Raw genomic sequence first — 16,907 nt, 5'->3', positions numbered from 1 at the left:
TAATTAAAACCATTTACGAAATGGGAGAAGGTAAATCAATCATGAATGAGAAAGTTTATCGATTTGAATCTGAAATTATCGCCTCTGAAGTTGGCAAAGGGGGCGCGTACGTTATTTTTCCATTCGATGTTCGAACCGAGTTTGGCCGCGGCCGGGTAAAAGTGCACGCCACTTTTGACGACGTGCCATATGACGGCAGCGTTGTAAATATGGGTGTCAAAAATTCGGACGGGTCGATTTGTTATATCATTGGCATTCAAAGAGCGATACGCGCGCAAATCAATAAACAAATCGGCGATCAAGTCATGGTCACGATTGCGGAACGCGAATCATAAAATCACCAAAGATAATCAGCACCTGAAAATAAATTGGCAACCAAGCATGATTTGTTTACGATTTATAATCTCTGCTATGAAAAAAACGTTAATTTTGTTCAGAAATAAATGTATCCGCTTGATTGTAAAATAGTGTTACCACAGGCTACATCATAGTTGCTTTTTGAAATCATTTTCAGTATGATATAAATTGCTATAAGAAATCTAGACAGATAATCGATAACTTTTTAATTATACGTTAGTGTCTATTCAAGGAGCTGTTGTTATGTCGAAAATACTTGCAATCAACGCTGGAAGTTCATCACTAAAGTGGCAGTTATTTGAAATGCCAGCTGAAAAAGTTATTGCGAAAGGTGTCGCCGAACGAATTGGTCAGGAGCTCGGCAGAATTAAAGTTGTGGCTAATGGCCGGAGCGATGAGCGCAAAGTCGTGATTCCTTCTCACCAAGAAGCGGTCAAAATGTTGCTCACGTCATTGACCGAGAATAAGATTATTACCGGTTTTACGGAAATTGTCGGCGTAGGTCATCGCGTTGTTGCCGGTGGTGAAATCTTTCATCGTTCAACTCTGATCGATGAGAAAGTTATTGCCCAAATTGAATCGCTCGCCGAATATGCACCACTGCATAATCCGGCCGAAGCTGCGGGCATTCGCGCTTTTATGGCAGCATTGCCCGGCGTTCCTGAGGTGGCGGTCTTTGATACGTCATTCCATCAGACTTTGCCAGCAGTCAACTACTTGTACAGTATTCCTTATGAATACTACAAGAAGTTTGGCGCGCGTAAATACGGCGCCCATGGCACGAGTTATCGTTATGTTTCTCAACGAACCGCCGATCTGTTACAACGACCATTAACCGATTTGAAGATGATCGTCGCGCATTTAGGCAACGGGACTTCACTTGACGCGATCAAAGACGGCAAGTCATTTAACACCAGCATGGGTTTCACACCGTTAGCCGGGGTTACGATGGGCACGCGCTCAGGCGATATTGATGCCTCATTAGTGGCTTTCTTAGAAGAAAAAATGGATTTGTCCACAGAACAGATGATTCATATCTTAAATACGAAGTCTGGTTTGTTGGGATTGTCAGGCGTTTCCTCAGACATGCGTGATTTGTTGGCTCATGAAGGAACTGATCCACAGGCTAAAGTTACCGTGGAAATTTTCGTTGATCGCATTGTGCAATATATTGGCTCTTACGTTGCACAATTGAGCGGATTAGACGTGTTAGTTTTTACAGCCGGCATTGGTGAAAATGAATCGCTGATTCGTAGTCGGATCTGCCAAGCGCTAGGTTATTTAGGCGTTAAAATTGACGAAGCAGTCAACAAAACGACGCGTGGCACCGAACAAATTATCAGCACACCGAATTCTAAAGTGAAAGTTCTAGTCGTGCCTACCAATGAAGAATTGATGATTGCACGCGACGTTGTCGAATATGGCGAGATCACTTCTAAATAAATGATCGTAAACAAATGACGCCTTCTATTTTTGAGGATAACTCAAAATTAGAAAGCGTCATTTTGTTTGGCCTGATTAATATTAACCATCAGCGCTACATAACACTGAAATTTCCGGTTAACTCAAAAACACATCAGAATTAAGGCGCAAATTCTGGTATGTTTTAAAGTTAATCCTCAATTTCAACCGTGTTGTTCCGCAGTTAATCGCGTTCGAGCTGATTGTCTGCTAGAGATAAGTTCATTCATGACTGAATTCAAAGAACGAATTAAGTCATGAATGAAACTTATCTTACGCAGCCAACCATCAGCTCTCACAGCATAATCGCGCTCCACAACACTGAAATTTCCGGTTAACTCAAAAACACATCAGAATTAAGGAACGAATTCTGGTGTGTTTTAAAGTTAATCCTCAATTTCAACCCGTGTTGTTCCGTAGCTAATCGCGTTCGAGCTGATTGTCTGCTAGAGATAAGTTCATTCATGACTGAATTCAAAGAACAAATTAAGTCATGAATGAAACTTATCTTACGCAGCCAACCATCAGCTCTCACAGCTTGTTTTTTTACATTTCCATTCCCATTTTGTCGTAGGAATCCATGCCGGCCATCCAGAGGTCTTTAACGTCGATGCCGCGTTCTTTTGCGAAGGCGTTCATCAGCGTGTCCATGTCCATCAACTCGTAAGTTTGTGGATGTTTGGGATCGACGGCCTCGATTTGGGCCATCATGCCGCCATCTTCGTGCTCGATGATGTGGCAGTGATACATATAAACGCCAGGCAAGGTGAACCAGACTTTAATACGCACAATTTCGCCTGGGTTAACGCCGACTGTGTCCTTGAATCCATGTTCGTTAGGATAAGGTTCATGGCCGTTTCGTGACAAAACTAAAAATTGGCAGCCATGCATATGGAACGGATGAACCATACCGCCGTCCATATTATTGGTGTTCGTGATTTCCCAAATGGCAACATCGCCGACATTTTGTCGTGCATCGATTCGTTGCATGTTGAATTTTTTCCCGTCGATCATGACTTCTTCATCCATACCAGACATGACTACTTTTTTAACGGGTAGATCAGGTGTTGGTTCTGGATTCGGAATCGCTGCCAAGTGTTCGGGGATGACGCTGTCGTCTGGGGCGAAGTTGCCAATACGGAAGTTTACGATCGGCACATCGTCAGAATAGAGCGTCACAACGTCGCCTTTATGATATTGACCGAAGTCGACCACAATTTCTGCGCGCTCAGCACAAGTTAACATCAGCTTCGTAAATTTAACGGGTGCTGGCAGAATACCACCATCAGAACCGACCTGGGTGAAAACTAAATCGTCACTGAAATGCAACCGCCATTCGCGACGGTTGGCACCGTCTAAAATTCGCAGACGAACTTTTTGTGTTTTAACGTCGAAATAAGGATTGACTGTGCCATTGATCAATGCGGTTGGACCTTGTACGCCATCTGGATCGTAATCGGCATGATAGTCCCACTGATTGTTTTCGTGGAAACGGCGGTCTTGCAAGACTAACGGAATATCATCGACACCGTAATTGCGTGGCAAAGGTAATTTAGCTTCTTCTTTATCTTTAATAATCGTGATGCCAGCCAGGCCGTGCCAAACTTGTTCGGCAGTAGAAGGACATGGATGCGCATGTAGCCAAGTGGTTGCGGCCGGTTGATCAAGCGTGAAGTCGATCTGTTTCGTCTCACCAGGATAAACGGGGGCGTGACAGCCACCATCGACGATCGGACCCGACACATTTAGGCCGTGCCAGTGAAAAGTCGTCAATTCAGGCAGTTCGTTTTTCAAGGTGACGTGAATATGTTTGCCTTTTTCAAAAACGATCGTCTTGCCAAGAAGCGTGGTGTTATAACCCCAAGTTTTCGTCTTGGCGCCTGGCAAAATCTGCGTTTCACCAGCTTGGGCGATCAAAGTGTAATAAGTATCGGTATCGGTTGATTTATCCGGCTCCAGTAGCGGCGGAATGCTTAGAGGCTGCTCGGGAACGTCCATGCGTTCAAGTGGCACATAGCCACCATCGTGCGTGTTAAATGCTGGCTCATCATAGAAATAATCGGTATAAACTTTTTCGGTCATTGAAAGAACCTCCCATAAATGTTGCTGAATATTATTTTTAGCAGAAAAAACTGCCAAGTCATTTATATTATAACGCTAGTGATTGAAATAGCAGAATGAAAGCGACTTAGCGCACGTCTGCAAAAAAATACTCCAGAAAATCCGTCGCACGATGCGCAAACCGGTTTTCTGGAGCAATTTATTTTAGTCGAAGTCTTTATCTTCACCGAGCACCCAATTATTCTTCCGTGCTTTTTTTAAGGTTAGTGGACCGGCGATTGGGGCAAGGACACCGGCAATCAAACAGCCACCAACGATCGTTGCGATGATTTTACCAATGACTGCCCAGAAGCCGCCGAAGTAAAACATGCCGTTCAGGACTCTGCCAATGAAACTGCCTTTATACCAATAAAGTGAAAATGGATAGAAGTAAGCACTGACCACGGCTAAGGCTAGGGCTACGATAACAGCTACGGGTAATAATGGCGAGGTAGAAAAGAGACCGCCAACAATAACTTCATCGATCATAAGAACGATCGGGAATACGAAGAGGAGATGCCATATCTTGCGTTTCCAATAGCTGGGCTGGAGATATTGGTAGGCACCCCGCAATTGAGTCGTGGCTGACTTAACTTTGTTTTGCTTTGGTGGTTGAACATACTGTTGATTATTGCTGGGCATTATAACGCCTCTTTCTGAGTTAGATACAATTTAAATTTTGAATGACGATCAATAAGTGGGGCTGACGAAAAAAAGTTTTAAAGATAAGCAGCCTGAATATCTTCTTGCGTGAGTGTTGTGAGATCCACATCATCTTTCCCAGAGAGACGAACGGCCTGCTTGCGAATGAGTTTCTCGTTTAGGTTACGAACCCAACGGCCGTTACTGTGATCATCTGACAGTGAGAAATTATGATGGATCAGATCAGTATAGGCATCTTTATCGATCTTGAGACCTTGAGCATGAAGTTGAATGAGACCCATCTGCACCAGCTCATCTTCTGAATAATCCTCGAAGGTGAAACGGTTTGGAATCCGACTACGCAATCCTTCATTCATTGCCAAGAATTTCTCCATGCTATCTGTATAACCGGCAAAAATAATGACAATGTCGCTACGATGATCTTCCATAAACTTCAGGATCTCATCGATGGCCTCGTGACCGAAATCATTAGCCGTTTCACTAGCTAGTGTATAGGCTTCGTCGATAAATAAAACCCCGCCTAAAGCTGATTCAAGAACTTCTTTGGTTTTTTGTGCCGTATGACCAACATATTGACCGACCAAGGTAGAACGTGAGGCTTCAATAAAGATATTTTTAGCAATAATTCCCTTTTCGTATAATAATTCACCGACAATTCGAGCAACCGTTGTTTTCCCAGTTCCGGGATTGCCTAAGAAAAGTGAATGCAGGGTGATTGCACTACTTTTAAAACCTTGATCTGCACGTTTCTTATTAACTTCGGTCACGGCGATAAATTCCGTGATCTCATCTTTCACGCTCTTGATGCCGACCAACTCATTGAGCTTTTCCCAAGCGGTCTTGTCGCCGTAATAGTCGATCTGACTGGCATCTTTGACGAATGGAAATTCACCTTGCTCGTTGGCAGTGAAGGTTTCTGTTTCTTGATCGTACTCGAGAAACTTCAGTGAGGGCACCTTGAATTTAACATTTCGTTCGAGTTTGATATTCGGAGTAGTCGCACGACCGAAATAAAGACCCTTGGCTTCGATCGACGAATTTTCGGCTGCCCACAAATTAATTTTGCCGTTTGCGCGACCGTTGATAAAAATATTATTTTCGGATTTAACGGTTGAATGTTTCTGAACGATGAGACTTTCGATAAATTTGGTGTAGTTGATTTGCACGTCACTGTGATTAAAATAGGCAGAATCAAACTCGCCGTTATTTAGGACGATCTTTGAATCGACACTATATAAAGCGGCTGTGTAATTGGGTTCGATGACCTTGATGTTGTCGGCGGTCAGACTCGAGTCATCCAGCCGCAAACAGGGTAAGCTCAATTTTGCATTGCCACCGTCAATGGTCGATGACTTGATCGTTGCCACCGACTTTTTAGAAAGATTCACGGCATTTGCTTCTGAGTAGGTGATGGTGGTATCTTCACAAACCAGGGTCGCATTAACGAGTTCTACTTTTGCATTGATGTCACAGTCGTTCAATTCGATTTTTGAATCGGCTACATAAACGCGCCAGTTGGCATCGTGAATCTCACCGGGATGAACGACGACCTGGTTAAATTGCACCGTCGAATGATCGTCAATATAAACGGCCGGATAATTCTTACCTTCTGTAGCGCCAGAGGCAATGGAAACATCATCCAAAATCAGCGTCGCACCCTCTGTGACGCGAACATTGTTACTTTGATCCGCCCACTTATAAAGAACCAACTCTTTTAAAGTGACGGTCGCGCCATTAGCAATATAAACGCCATCGATCGTATTCGTGAAAGTCGGTCCCTCATCGGTTTCTTTGACAGTACCCTGAATGGTGATACTTTTCGTGATCGATACACTTTTACCTTCTTGAAACTCTGAAGGGTTAAATCCTTCTTGCAATTCAATCGTGTCGCCGTCTTCAGCGGCCGCTAATGCTTGGTCGAAATCCCAAGTGCTTCTCTGATGAAAAAGTGATTTATTATCTGGTCCAACTAAGTAAATACTCATCCCATATCCCCCGTGTTTCTAATCGATATTTCTTTGTGATTACTCCCAGTTTACTGCACCCAAGCAGTTTAGACAATGCTTATTAGAGTAGAAAGCCTGATCAAAAGTTAGCCTGATCAAGGTTGCAAACAGTCATCTCGCTTGGAAAATTGTGTCTTGATTGCGAACGACAATTACGGCTGCCTAATGAATCGTCGAGCTTAATTCGGTGCGACTCCATTTTTCGAAAAAAAGTTCGTGCTGTGGCCGGAATAAGTAGATGAGCAGATCCACTGCCCAAATGGTGAGAAACACTAACGCTAAACCGAGAAAAATCAGCGTGGCCAGTTGCTTATGCACACTATTCGTCAGTAGGTCATCAATAATCGTCATTAAGAAAAGCAATCCAAATAACCAACCGTATCCGAGAAAATTGCGCCATAAAATCCGCCGGCGTTTCAGCGTATCGGCGTTATGATCGGTGATTTTGAGATGGATAATTTTCATACCGAGGGTGCGTTGCCAAATTAGTTCTGGAATGATCAGCCAGATGATGACCCAGGTAAATATCATCCAGACAAGTGGCAACCCGCGCTGATCGAGCAGGACCGTGCTGATGATCGTTAAGATCAAGATCGCGCCCCAATCCAAGAAGAACGCGGCGGCGTGCCGAAAAATAGAGATTCGCTGAGTGTTTTCTTTGATCGACGCATTGATTCTTTCTTTGCTCGGTAAAAGTGGACTGATCAAGGTGGCAATGCCGGCGCCAAGCAAGCCACCCAACGAATTCAGAAGCAGATCGTCGACATCAAATAAACGATAAGGTCGCGGATAAATGCCGTACAATCCGGAGAGCTGGGTGAGCTCGAAGAATAATGAAAGGCAGAAACTAAAGGCTAAAGTTTGTTTCCAATTACGATGGAAATAGTAATGCAAATACATACCCAGTGGTACAGTCAGGAAAATATTAAAGACCGGCTGAATGAACGATGCGTTTTTGAGTGCAGGGATCCAAGTACTGGTATCGCTCAGCCGTAGTGGATTATACTTCAGAAATTCGCCGACGAAAGTTAAGGGGACGAGATTATATTTGATCGTCGTCAATTTGGCCACGGAGGCACGCGTCGGCAGCGGCAACATGATCAGGAAATACGCACACATCAGATATAACACGAAACTATACAGCATCACGATCGTCCAATTGGTGATCGCGCCGTATTTATGATAATGCCAAGTGAGAATGGGCAGGGTGATCAGGATCGCCACGAATGGAAAAATAGTCACGGCCATGCGCACGTCATAAAGATAAATACTCATGAGTTAATTCCCCCTCAGAATTGAAATCAATTGTTGCTGGTGTGGTGTGAGTAAAGTCGAATTGCGGTAAACCAACGAAATAATAAAATCCGGCAAATTGTCATCGATTAAATCGATTACGTGTAAATGATCCGTGGGCAAAATGGCGGTCTCTGTTAAAATACCGACGCCCATACCCTGACCGACAAGCCGTTTCAGCAACTCTACATCGGTTGCTTGATAAATGATCAGTGGAAAAACCTGATTGGCCGCGCTAAGTAGATCGAAAATCTGGCGATGGATGAAACCATCGGTCAAAATGATGAACGGCTCGTTTTTTAAGTCGCGAAAATTGGCCGTTTTCTTGGTGGCGAGGGGTGAATTTTCGGCGGTGATGATTTTGAAATGGTGTCGCGCTAAGATGGTTGCTTGTAACTTTTCTGATTGTAATGGGGCGAGTGATCCTAGCAACGCCATATCTAGGTGGCCATTTTCCAGCTCGGGCAATAGAGCCTTCGATCCACCTTCAGTTGTCTTCAAATTATTCAATAGATCAGCTTTGACGAGTTGATCGACGAACTGAAGGAAAAAATAATTGGCGATGATCGGCGGCAAACCGAAATTAATTACTTTTTCTTGGCTGGCTGCCAAATCCATTTGGGCGATATTGAGTTCGTTGATCACAATTTTGATATGCCGATCAAACTGTTGACCGGCGGGTGTGATGCTGATCTGTTGATAAACGTCGCGATTGACGAGCGCAACGTCGAATTCTTCTTCTAGGCGTTTGATGGCGTAAGAAATGGTGGGTTGGCTGACGTCAAAGTGTTTTGCAACGCCGCTATAGCTTTTGAGCTCGACTAATTTATCGAAGTAGAATAAGTCTTGGAGTTTCATGGGGTACCTTCCTTTTTTGATTTAAATAATAGATCTACCTTCGGTCGAAAGTGCTGGGTCAGGCAGGTCTGTGGCTGTGGGATCGCTTGAAGCCTTCCGAGGTTCATGGAAGTCTTCAAGCTTCGATTTGAGCTTTTGCAAAACCGGCAAAATCTCGAATCGATCCACCATGTAAGGCGGGCAAAAACGGCCCACCAACATGGTTGTCACTGCCACGACTGCCTGCCCCAGCACTTTCGACCTAAACTTAATTTGTTTAGTGTAGGAAATGAATAACAGGGTTCCTGGAAGTTGATTTTCAAGGTAGCCTTTACTAGGAATAACAAAATAAAAATTGTGATGAATTTCAAATCTGAGCATATTAGGACACGACAAATTTTAAAATAGGTGCAGATTAGTTCAAGAACCGACAACAAGGCGTTTTAGACAACAGATTGCGCTTATTTTTAAATTGGTCGTGTACTTAAATTACCGATTTTAGTTTTGCGCGTTAAAAAAATATTGATGGGAATAGAAAAGTAAATTAAATATTTGACGTTGAATATATCGAGCTCGTCCGAATAGACGAGGCAAAATTTGTGGTGGGAACTGGGACTGCAGTGGCAATTTTGTTAATGAGCGGTTTTGGCGAATTTACAAAATGGGGAAATCTGAGATCTTCCCGTTCTTGGAAGAGCTCAGATTTCAGGCGGAAGAATTTCCGTACTTTGGAAATCCTGCAGCCGTCCCCACAGCAGTTTCCCAGTTCCCACCACAAATTTAGCCGGAACCGCACAAAATCAACCCAATCGAAGATTGAAGATGGTCTCAGCACAATCTCGTTATAAATTATATTTATCATCCTACCATCTTTTGACTATATTTTAAACCACGTTTTACAATGCGTAAGTAAATTAAATACGGGAGGTTTTTCATATGAAATTATCTGCTCAAAGCATTATCAATAACCCATTTTTAAACAAAGGGACTGCATTCACTGCTGAGGAACGCGCAAGCTTAGGCTTAGCCGGCTTAATTCCCAGCCATATCCAAACTGTTTCCGAACAAACACAACAGGCTTATGCCCAATATCAAACTAAAGTTAGCCCACTCGAAAAACGCATCTTCTTGATGTCATTATTCAACGAGAACCGCGTCTTATTCTATAACTTGTTCAGCCAACACATCGCTGAATTCATGCCAGTTGTTTATGATCCAACGATCGCCGACACGATTGAAAATTATAGTGCGTTATTCGTTCAGCCACAAAACGCCGCTTTTCTGTCGATCGATGAACCAGATCAGGTCGAATCAATTTTGAAAAACGCCGCGGATGGTCGCAAGATTCGTTTGATCGTTGTTACTGACGGCGAAGGAATTCTTGGCATTGGTGATTGGGGCGTGCAAGGTGTCGATATTTCTGTTGGTAAGCTGATGGTTTACACGGCTGCCGCAGGAATCGATCCAAGCGAAGTTTTGCCCGTTTCTTTAGATGCTGGGACAAATCGTCAGAGTTTATTAGATGATCCTTTATATTTGGGTAATCGTCACGAACGTGTCCGCGGCCAACGCTACGACGAATTTGTCGACAAGTTTGTCAATGCCGCTGAAAAATTGTTCCCTAATGTCTACTTGCACTTCGAAGATTTTGGTCGTAGTACAGCTGCTGAATTATTACGCCGCTATCAACAAAAGAATGTTGTTTTCAACGACGATATTCAAGGCACTGGGATCATTGTTCTAGCTTCGATTCTAGGTGCGTTAAATATTTCTAAGCAGTCGATCAAAGACCAAGTTTATCTGAGCTTCGGTGCTGGTACTGCCGGTGCTGGGATTACGTCGCGGATCTGGCAAGAAATGATCCAGGCTGGCGTCGATCCAGAAGAAGCACGCAAACATTTCTACATGGTCGACAAGCAAGGCTTATTGTTTGATGATATGCCTGATTTGACACCAGAACAGAAGCCATTTGCACGTTCACGTTCTGAATTTGCCAATGCAGATGAGCTGACTAGTTTAGCCGCAGCTGTTAAGGCTATCCATCCCACAATTTTAGTCGGGACGTCTACACAACCAGGAACCTTCACAGAAGAAATTATTAAAGAAATGGCCGCTCACACTGAACGCCCAATTATCTTACCGTTGTCTAATCCAACCAAGCTTGCTGAAGCTAAAGCCGCTGATTTGATCGAATGGACTGAAGGCCGCGCGTTAGTTGCAACCGGAATTCCTACCGATCCAGTGGAATATAACGGCGTTACGTACGAAATCGGTCAGGCTAACAATGCGTTAGTTTATCCCGGTTTAGGTTTAGGCGCGATCGCATCAACCGCTAAAGTTTTGAACGACCAAACAATTAGCAAGGCCGCTCATTCATTAGGTGGTATCGTCGATCCAGCCCAGGCTGGTGCGGCAATTTTACCACCCGTTTCTAAACTCGATGCTTTTTCGCAAACGGTTGCGCAAGCAGTTGCGGAAGACGTCGTTGCGCAAGGCTTGAACCGCGAACCAATTGCGGATGCGAAAGCAGCAGTTGCCAATGAAAAATGGGTACCAGAATATCGATCATTAGATTAAAAGGGTTCTGTTTTGCGGAATCAAGCAACAATAGTAAAAATGTTCTCACCGATTGTCTGCGATGAAAAAGTTAACGCAGTCATATCTTCGGTTCGAACAACTTAAAATACGGGGGTTATACAGATGAGTGCGTTTCTAACTTCATTATCCAGCGTTGGTGAAATCGTTGTTGTCATTGCTTTAGGGTTTTGGCTACGTTCTTCGGGCAAGTTGGACGAGAAATTTAAGAGTAGTATTTCGTTTTTGATCATGAACATTGCGTTGCCGGCTTCGATCTTCGTGTCGGTATTAGGTAACTTGACGCGTAAAACGTTGATCGGTTTATCGAGCGGATTGGCTTATACACTGGCCAGTTTCTTGCTTGGCTATATCGTCGCCATTATTATGGTGAAAGTTTTACGAGTTCGTCCCGGTAGAAAGGGAGCCTTCGTAAATATGTTTGTGAACGCCAATACAATCTTTATCGGTTTGCCTCTGAACATGGCTTTGTTCGGCAAGGTCAGCATGCCTTACTTCCTGATTTACTACGTCATGAATACTGTTTCAACGTGGGCTGTCGGCGTCTTCTTCATCTCCGGCGATGATCCAACGGGTAAAAAAGAAAAGTCTAAAGAAAAATTCAATTGGAAAAAATTATTACCAGCACCATTACTCGGTTTCTTGGTTGCGTTAGTTTGGTTATTGTTAGGCTTACCATTCCCGACGTTCTTCAAGGACACCTTCACAATGGTCGGCAATATCGTCACACCAATGTCATTGATCTATATTGGGATTGTTTTAGCCGATGCCGGATTGAAATCAATCCACTTCGATAAAGATACGATCGGCGCATTGGCTGGCCGTTTCATCATTGCCCCAATTATCATGATCGTTGTTTTGACAGTGTTCAAAGGAATGGGACAAGTTGTTCCTTCACTCGAACAAAATACGTTGATCATTCAATCAGCCGCACCAGGTTTAGCCGTCTTACCAATTCTAGTTGGCCAAGCGCACGGTGACGTTGAGTACGCGACTAACGTGGTAACCACGAGTACGATCTTGTTTGTGATCGTAATGCCAATTTTGATGCAAGTCATTCAATTTATTTAATTGTTGAAATAAATAACCACTAGCAGGTCGAATTATCTTCCTGCTAGCGGTTATTTTTGTGGACTTAACTATTCTTGAGTTTTAATAAACGTCTTAATATCAACGTGATCTAATTGTTGCCAGAATTTGTTATGGTAATGCCAGCCAACTGAACCGCCAACGATAATTGCAATCAGGAGGATGACTAAATTAATAATTACTGGCGAAATCAGCGGGATCATCAGCAGCGCGAAATAAATACCGATCACGGCCACGGCAGCGATGATCGTCAGAAATAAGGTGATCATCACCATGAAATTGCCACCACCGCGGGTAAATAATTGATTCACGTTGGTCCACTCCGAATTCAAACGGCGCAGATCACGTGTGAAATAAATCTCGCTCACAAGAATGCCAGCGATAATATTGCTGGCAAGTAAAATGAGCGCAAACAATATCGGAATTTTCAGAAATAGACTGGCGATCACGAGGATCACAGTCATAATCAGGATCTGGCAGAAAGCAGCAAAATTAAATTTATGCCGCAGATAGGTGTTCATTTCAATAGGCAAGGTGTTGATGAAACTGAAATTCTGGCGGTCTAACGAAATAACGTTGGCGACGATCGAGGCTTGATTGATGGAGAAGACCGCGAAAAAGATGCCGGCGAGGATGAAGGCGCCCCAATAATTGGCGGAAACTTTCGCCAGTGACAGACGACCACCGCCCATTAAAACGATCATGATCATCATGATCGGCATCAGATTATTTGCAAAAACTTGCATCAGTAAGTTGGGATCCTTGATCAAGCCAAAGTTATAATGCCAAAGTTGCCGCCGTAAATTGCGCGCACCATATCGATGGTGACGCGTTTTTTTCTTGCTAACAGAAACAGACTTGGTGGCGTAAAAAGTTGGCAACAGAAACTTGATCATCAACCAGAGTGTGACCGCAATCACCAAAAGAATCGCGACGAAGAATAATAATTGGCTCACTTGAGTGGGTGCTTTCAGTAATTGATAGAAGGGTAGTAAAAGTGCAAATGGTTTCACGTCTACGCTGGTTGCCGAGCTCGAATTGGTGGTGAAGTTGATGATGAAGATACTGAAGAACATGAGCATCACTGGCAAGAAGACCAAAATCGAAGTTAATAATTTACGATGTTGTTGTAAATAACTAATTTTGCTAATGCCGAATACAAGTAAGGCGCCGATACAAAAAACGAGAAGTAAGACAACCAAGATCAGCAAAACTCCCCAAATCGCCCCAAGCACAACCCCATATGTGGCGCGAATTCCGGTTAGGATAAACAGCGCGACTTGTGGAATCAAGAACGGCGTCACCGACAGGCCCACGACGATCAGCTTTGAGAAAAAGATGGCATTGCGACTGAACGGCAGTGGCGCATAGGCTTCGAAGTCTTGGCTATTATAAAAAACGCTGTAAACGGACGTGATGATCTGGGTGATCTCCATGATGGCAAATAGCCCTAAATAATAGGTGAAGAGTCCGGGAAACTTGAGAAAATTGACTGGGAACAATTGGCCACTATAAAGAACCAGAAACAGAATCGTCAACATTAAATATTGACGCAAAATCGCCGCCGTAATCGCCGAACCAGTCTTGCCTTTTTTGCGATACTGTTGGGTTTGTTGCGGATTAAGGTAGAGTAGATTAATCTTGATCAATTGTTTGAGCTGGCTTTTATTCATGCGACTCACCATCTGTTTGCACGTTGTTCAAGAGTGCGGCGTTATCTTTTTGGCCAGTGAGGTGCAGGTAAATAGTCTCTAAACTTTGGTCGGGTTCTGTCGCCAACAAATCATCGACCGAGCCGTTATAAATGAGCTCACCTTGCCGCAAAATAGCTAAGTCATCGCACAATTGTTGCGCCGTATCCAATACATGAGTGGAAAAAATAACCGTCTTACCTCGTTGAGCGTGCGATTTCATCAATTGCTTGAGGTTATAGGCCGCCTGCGGGTCAAGCCCTTGCATTGGCTCATCCAAGATCCAAACGTCAGGATCGGGCAATAAGGCCCCAATCAAGATGGTCTTCTGACGCATCCCGTGCGAAAAATTCTCGATTGTTTCATTCTCTTTGCCGGCAATTTCGAACAGTTGCGTCAATTCGTCAATTCGCCGTTGAACTTGCGCATCGGGTAGCTGATAAGCCGCGGCGATCAGATCCCAATATTCCGCAGCAGTCAGTTGTAAAAAGATATCCGGTGTATCTGGCACGTAACCAATACGTTGCTTGATGGCGAGCCGATTTTCTTTCAAGTCCTTGCCATCAAAAGTGATTGTTCCAGAAGTAGGCTCAATAATACTGACTAAACTTTTGATCGTAGTCGATTTACCAGCGCCGTTGTGCCCCAATAGCCCGAATATCTCGCCGGATTTAATTTCCAGCGACAAATCTTTTAGTGCAACAGTTTCCCCGTAAGTTTTATTCACGTGCGTTAATTCAATCATCATCTTGCCCTCCGATTCGATTGTGTCTGCTGATTCATATTCTAGCAGATATTAGCAGGGAATAAAGCGATTACTTAAAAGTTAATGACTTTTCTTATTCTATAGATAATGGATTACGTTTAGATAAAAGTTTTTGACAGAAACATCGGCCTATAAAATGGGGCGCGCCAGAAATCCTCTGGAGTTTTGGTGAATTTCAACTTAAGTAAAGTCGGGTTATCTACTAAATAGAAAATAATAACATTTCTTCACAAATATATTTCAAACGACATTATATATCGCAGTCAAGTTGTAGTATATACGGCAGTAACGTATTATCCACAAAAGTAATTTCAAAGATGTATGGATAATATTGATTGTGAGCGTAATTATAAATTTACGATTGCACTCACGATTAAGCACTGGGTTGACTAGAAATTTTTGAGGAGAAATGGAAATGAATATGACTAGAGAGCAGAGACGATTACAGCAAGCAACAGAAACGCACAAACAACACGTTAAACTTGTACATAGCAGTCGTAAAGGGTGGCTAACAGTCGGGTTGACTGTTGCCTTTATAGCTGGTGGCATTGGGTTAAGTTCTAATCGAATTGTCAGTGCGTCAGCGCCTGATACGGCAGGAGCTGTTTCTACGACCACTGATATCAGTTCACCACCAGCATGGTCAGTGAGACCGATTCAAGAAATAAAAAAGCAATATGATGAATCAGAGAAGAAAGTTTATGACGTCAAGTGGGGAGATACTTTATCCACAATTGCGGAAGCACTCAATAATTCGGGCTTTAATACGAGTGTTAAGCAATTGGCAAAAATAAATCATATTACTAACGTTGATTTAATTTATGCGGGCACCCAATTAATTCTACAACCTAGTGAAGACACAACTTCTGTCGCATCACCAGATTCTTCAACTGGCACCTCTACAGATAAAATAGCAATTAAACCAACTACGAACACAACTAGTAGTATAAGTACTCCTAAACAATCAAGCACTAATACCGCCAATGCGGGTACTAAAACTGGGGCTCCGTCAACATCAAGTCATATACCTGTAAACGTTGACAGATACGTCTCGACTAATATCGACGGTGTCGGTAATGTTTTAACTGCTGCACAAGTGGCGTCTGGCAGATATTATGTTTCATCAACTTCGGTTCCACATAAGACCGTGGGCACTTCTGCTAACGGGGATACGGTCACAACTTATACGACAACGACTATTTATAATAAGATCACGACAACAACGAAGCAAGCCACCATTAACGTCGATGAATCGGGTAAAGTTTTATCAACAACTGATGGTTATGATGAAGTTTCTCGTTCGAGTGATAAGGGTAATTCTGTTACTGACATTCACGGAAATATGACGATCACCGTCACGACAACTGTTGTTTATAAGTTACACGATGATACGACACCGGTAGATCCAACGAATCCGGTTCACGTTCCAGTCAACACTAACAAGTATGTGACAGTTAAGGTCGATGGCGCTGGTAACGTCTTGACCGCAGAACAATTAGCTTCTGGTCGCTATTATGTTGCCCTAGTCTCAAAGCCCTACAAGACAGTAGTTACTGCGGAGAATGGTGACACAGTAACAACTTATACAACGACAACAATTTATAATCAGCGCACAAATTCTAGCGAGAAAGTTACTGTTGCCACTGATGAAGCCGGCAACGTTTTATCTTCGACTGATGGATATGATGAGGTTTCACGTTCAACAGATGCTGGGAAATCAGTGACTGATGCGAATGGCAACATGACAACAACTTATACGACGACAATTATTTATAAGAAACATGTTGATACGCATGTCCCAGTTAACACAGATATAAATGTAGTCGTGAAACAAGATGAAGCTGGCGCGACTTTAACATCAACAGACGGATACAAGTTGATCAACACCTCTACCCCAGTCAAATCCGTCGTTACTGCAGAGAACGGTGATACCACAACAACTTATACAACAACTGAAACTTATCATCAGATCGAAACCAGTATTAAATGGATCTGAGTCAAGAATCCGGACACGTTTATGTATAATTTAAGCGACTAATTCTTCCTTTT

General features: G+C 43.2%; 13 protein-coding genes. 5 read left to right on the top strand and 8 right to left on the bottom strand.

Translation table 11 applies throughout. The features are described 5' to 3' along the window. Positions 1–41: 41 nt before the first annotated feature. Both EKM67_RS05780 and EKM67_RS05775 read left to right on the top strand, forming a co-directional pair. Positions 42–335, top strand: a complete 294-nt coding sequence (locus EKM67_RS05780) for a DUF1905 domain-containing protein (protein ID WP_125578082.1) — start codon at positions 42–44, stop codon at positions 333–335. Positions 336–600: 265 nt separating this feature from the next. Then, the gene (locus tag EKM67_RS05775; RefSeq protein WP_125578081.1) at positions 601–1,800 is read left to right on the top strand and encodes an acetate/propionate family kinase; all 1,200 of its coding nucleotides are present in this window, start codon (positions 601–603) and stop codon (positions 1,798–1,800) included. A 564-nt stretch (positions 1,801–2,364) separates the two neighbouring features. Here the strand turns inward: EKM67_RS05775 and EKM67_RS05770 are convergent. The 6 genes from EKM67_RS05770 to EKM67_RS05745 form a co-directional block, all read right to left on the bottom strand. Further along, positions 2,365–3,900: a multicopper oxidase family protein gene (locus EKM67_RS05770; protein ID WP_125578080.1), complete on the bottom strand. Its 1,536-nt coding sequence runs from the start codon at positions 3,898–3,900 to the stop codon at positions 2,365–2,367. A gap of 183 nt (positions 3,901–4,083) precedes the next feature. Continuing rightward, complete coding sequence (locus EKM67_RS05765; RefSeq protein WP_125578079.1) at positions 4,084–4,560, bottom strand: hypothetical protein; 477 nt, start codon at positions 4,558–4,560, stop codon at positions 4,084–4,086. Positions 4,561–4,637: 77 nt separating this feature from the next. Next, positions 4,638–6,566: an AAA family ATPase gene (locus EKM67_RS05760; protein ID WP_125578078.1), complete on the bottom strand. Its 1,929-nt coding sequence runs from the start codon at positions 6,564–6,566 to the stop codon at positions 4,638–4,640. A gap of 183 nt (positions 6,567–6,749) precedes the next feature. After that, positions 6,750–7,862: a VanZ family protein gene (locus tag EKM67_RS05755; protein ID WP_125578077.1), complete on the bottom strand. Its 1,113-nt coding sequence runs from the start codon at positions 7,860–7,862 to the stop codon at positions 6,750–6,752. Positions 7,863–7,865: 3 nt separating this feature from the next. Then, positions 7,866–8,738, bottom strand: coding sequence for a LysR family transcriptional regulator (locus EKM67_RS05750; protein WP_125578076.1), 873 nt, complete (start codon positions 8,736–8,738; stop codon positions 7,866–7,868). Between the two features lie 21 nt (positions 8,739–8,759). Next, positions 8,760–8,954, bottom strand: a complete 195-nt coding sequence (locus EKM67_RS05745) for a hypothetical protein (protein WP_125578075.1) — start codon at positions 8,952–8,954, stop codon at positions 8,760–8,762. A 699-nt stretch (positions 8,955–9,653) separates the two neighbouring features. On the opposite strand from EKM67_RS05745, the gene EKM67_RS05740 reads away from it, so the two are divergent. Continuing rightward, the gene (locus EKM67_RS05740) at positions 9,654–11,294 is read left to right on the top strand and encodes a malolactic enzyme (protein WP_125578074.1); all 1,641 of its coding nucleotides are present in this window, start codon (positions 9,654–9,656) and stop codon (positions 11,292–11,294) included. A 123-nt stretch (positions 11,295–11,417) separates the two neighbouring features. Next, positions 11,418–12,383 (top strand): AEC family transporter, encoded by a 966-nt coding sequence (locus EKM67_RS05735; RefSeq protein ID WP_125578073.1) that lies wholly within the window; start codon positions 11,418–11,420, stop codon positions 12,381–12,383. Between the two features lie 68 nt (positions 12,384–12,451). Here the strand turns inward: EKM67_RS05735 and EKM67_RS05730 are convergent, their stop codons facing one another. Further along, positions 12,452–14,074: an ABC transporter permease gene (locus EKM67_RS05730; protein WP_125578072.1), complete on the bottom strand. Its 1,623-nt coding sequence runs from the start codon at positions 14,072–14,074 to the stop codon at positions 12,452–12,454. Continuing rightward, on the bottom strand, positions 14,067–14,837 hold the full coding sequence (locus EKM67_RS05725; protein ID WP_125578115.1) for an ABC transporter ATP-binding protein: 771 nt from the start codon (positions 14,835–14,837) through the stop codon (positions 14,067–14,069). The genes EKM67_RS05730 and EKM67_RS05725 overlap by 8 nt, the downstream gene beginning before the upstream one ends. Before the next feature lie 436 nt (positions 14,838–15,273). On the opposite strand from EKM67_RS05725, the gene EKM67_RS05720 reads away from it, so the two are divergent. Next, positions 15,274–16,854, top strand: a complete 1,581-nt coding sequence (locus EKM67_RS05720; protein WP_164506583.1) for a LysM peptidoglycan-binding domain-containing protein — start codon at positions 15,274–15,276, stop codon at positions 16,852–16,854. Positions 16,855–16,907: the final 53 nt, after the last annotated feature.

The sequence above is a fragment of the Lapidilactobacillus mulanensis genome (assembly GCF_003946215.1).
Taxonomy (GTDB): domain Bacteria; phylum Bacillota; class Bacilli; order Lactobacillales; family Lactobacillaceae; genus Lapidilactobacillus; species Lapidilactobacillus mulanensis.
This window is presented reverse-complemented; position numbering and strand designations above follow the sequence as displayed.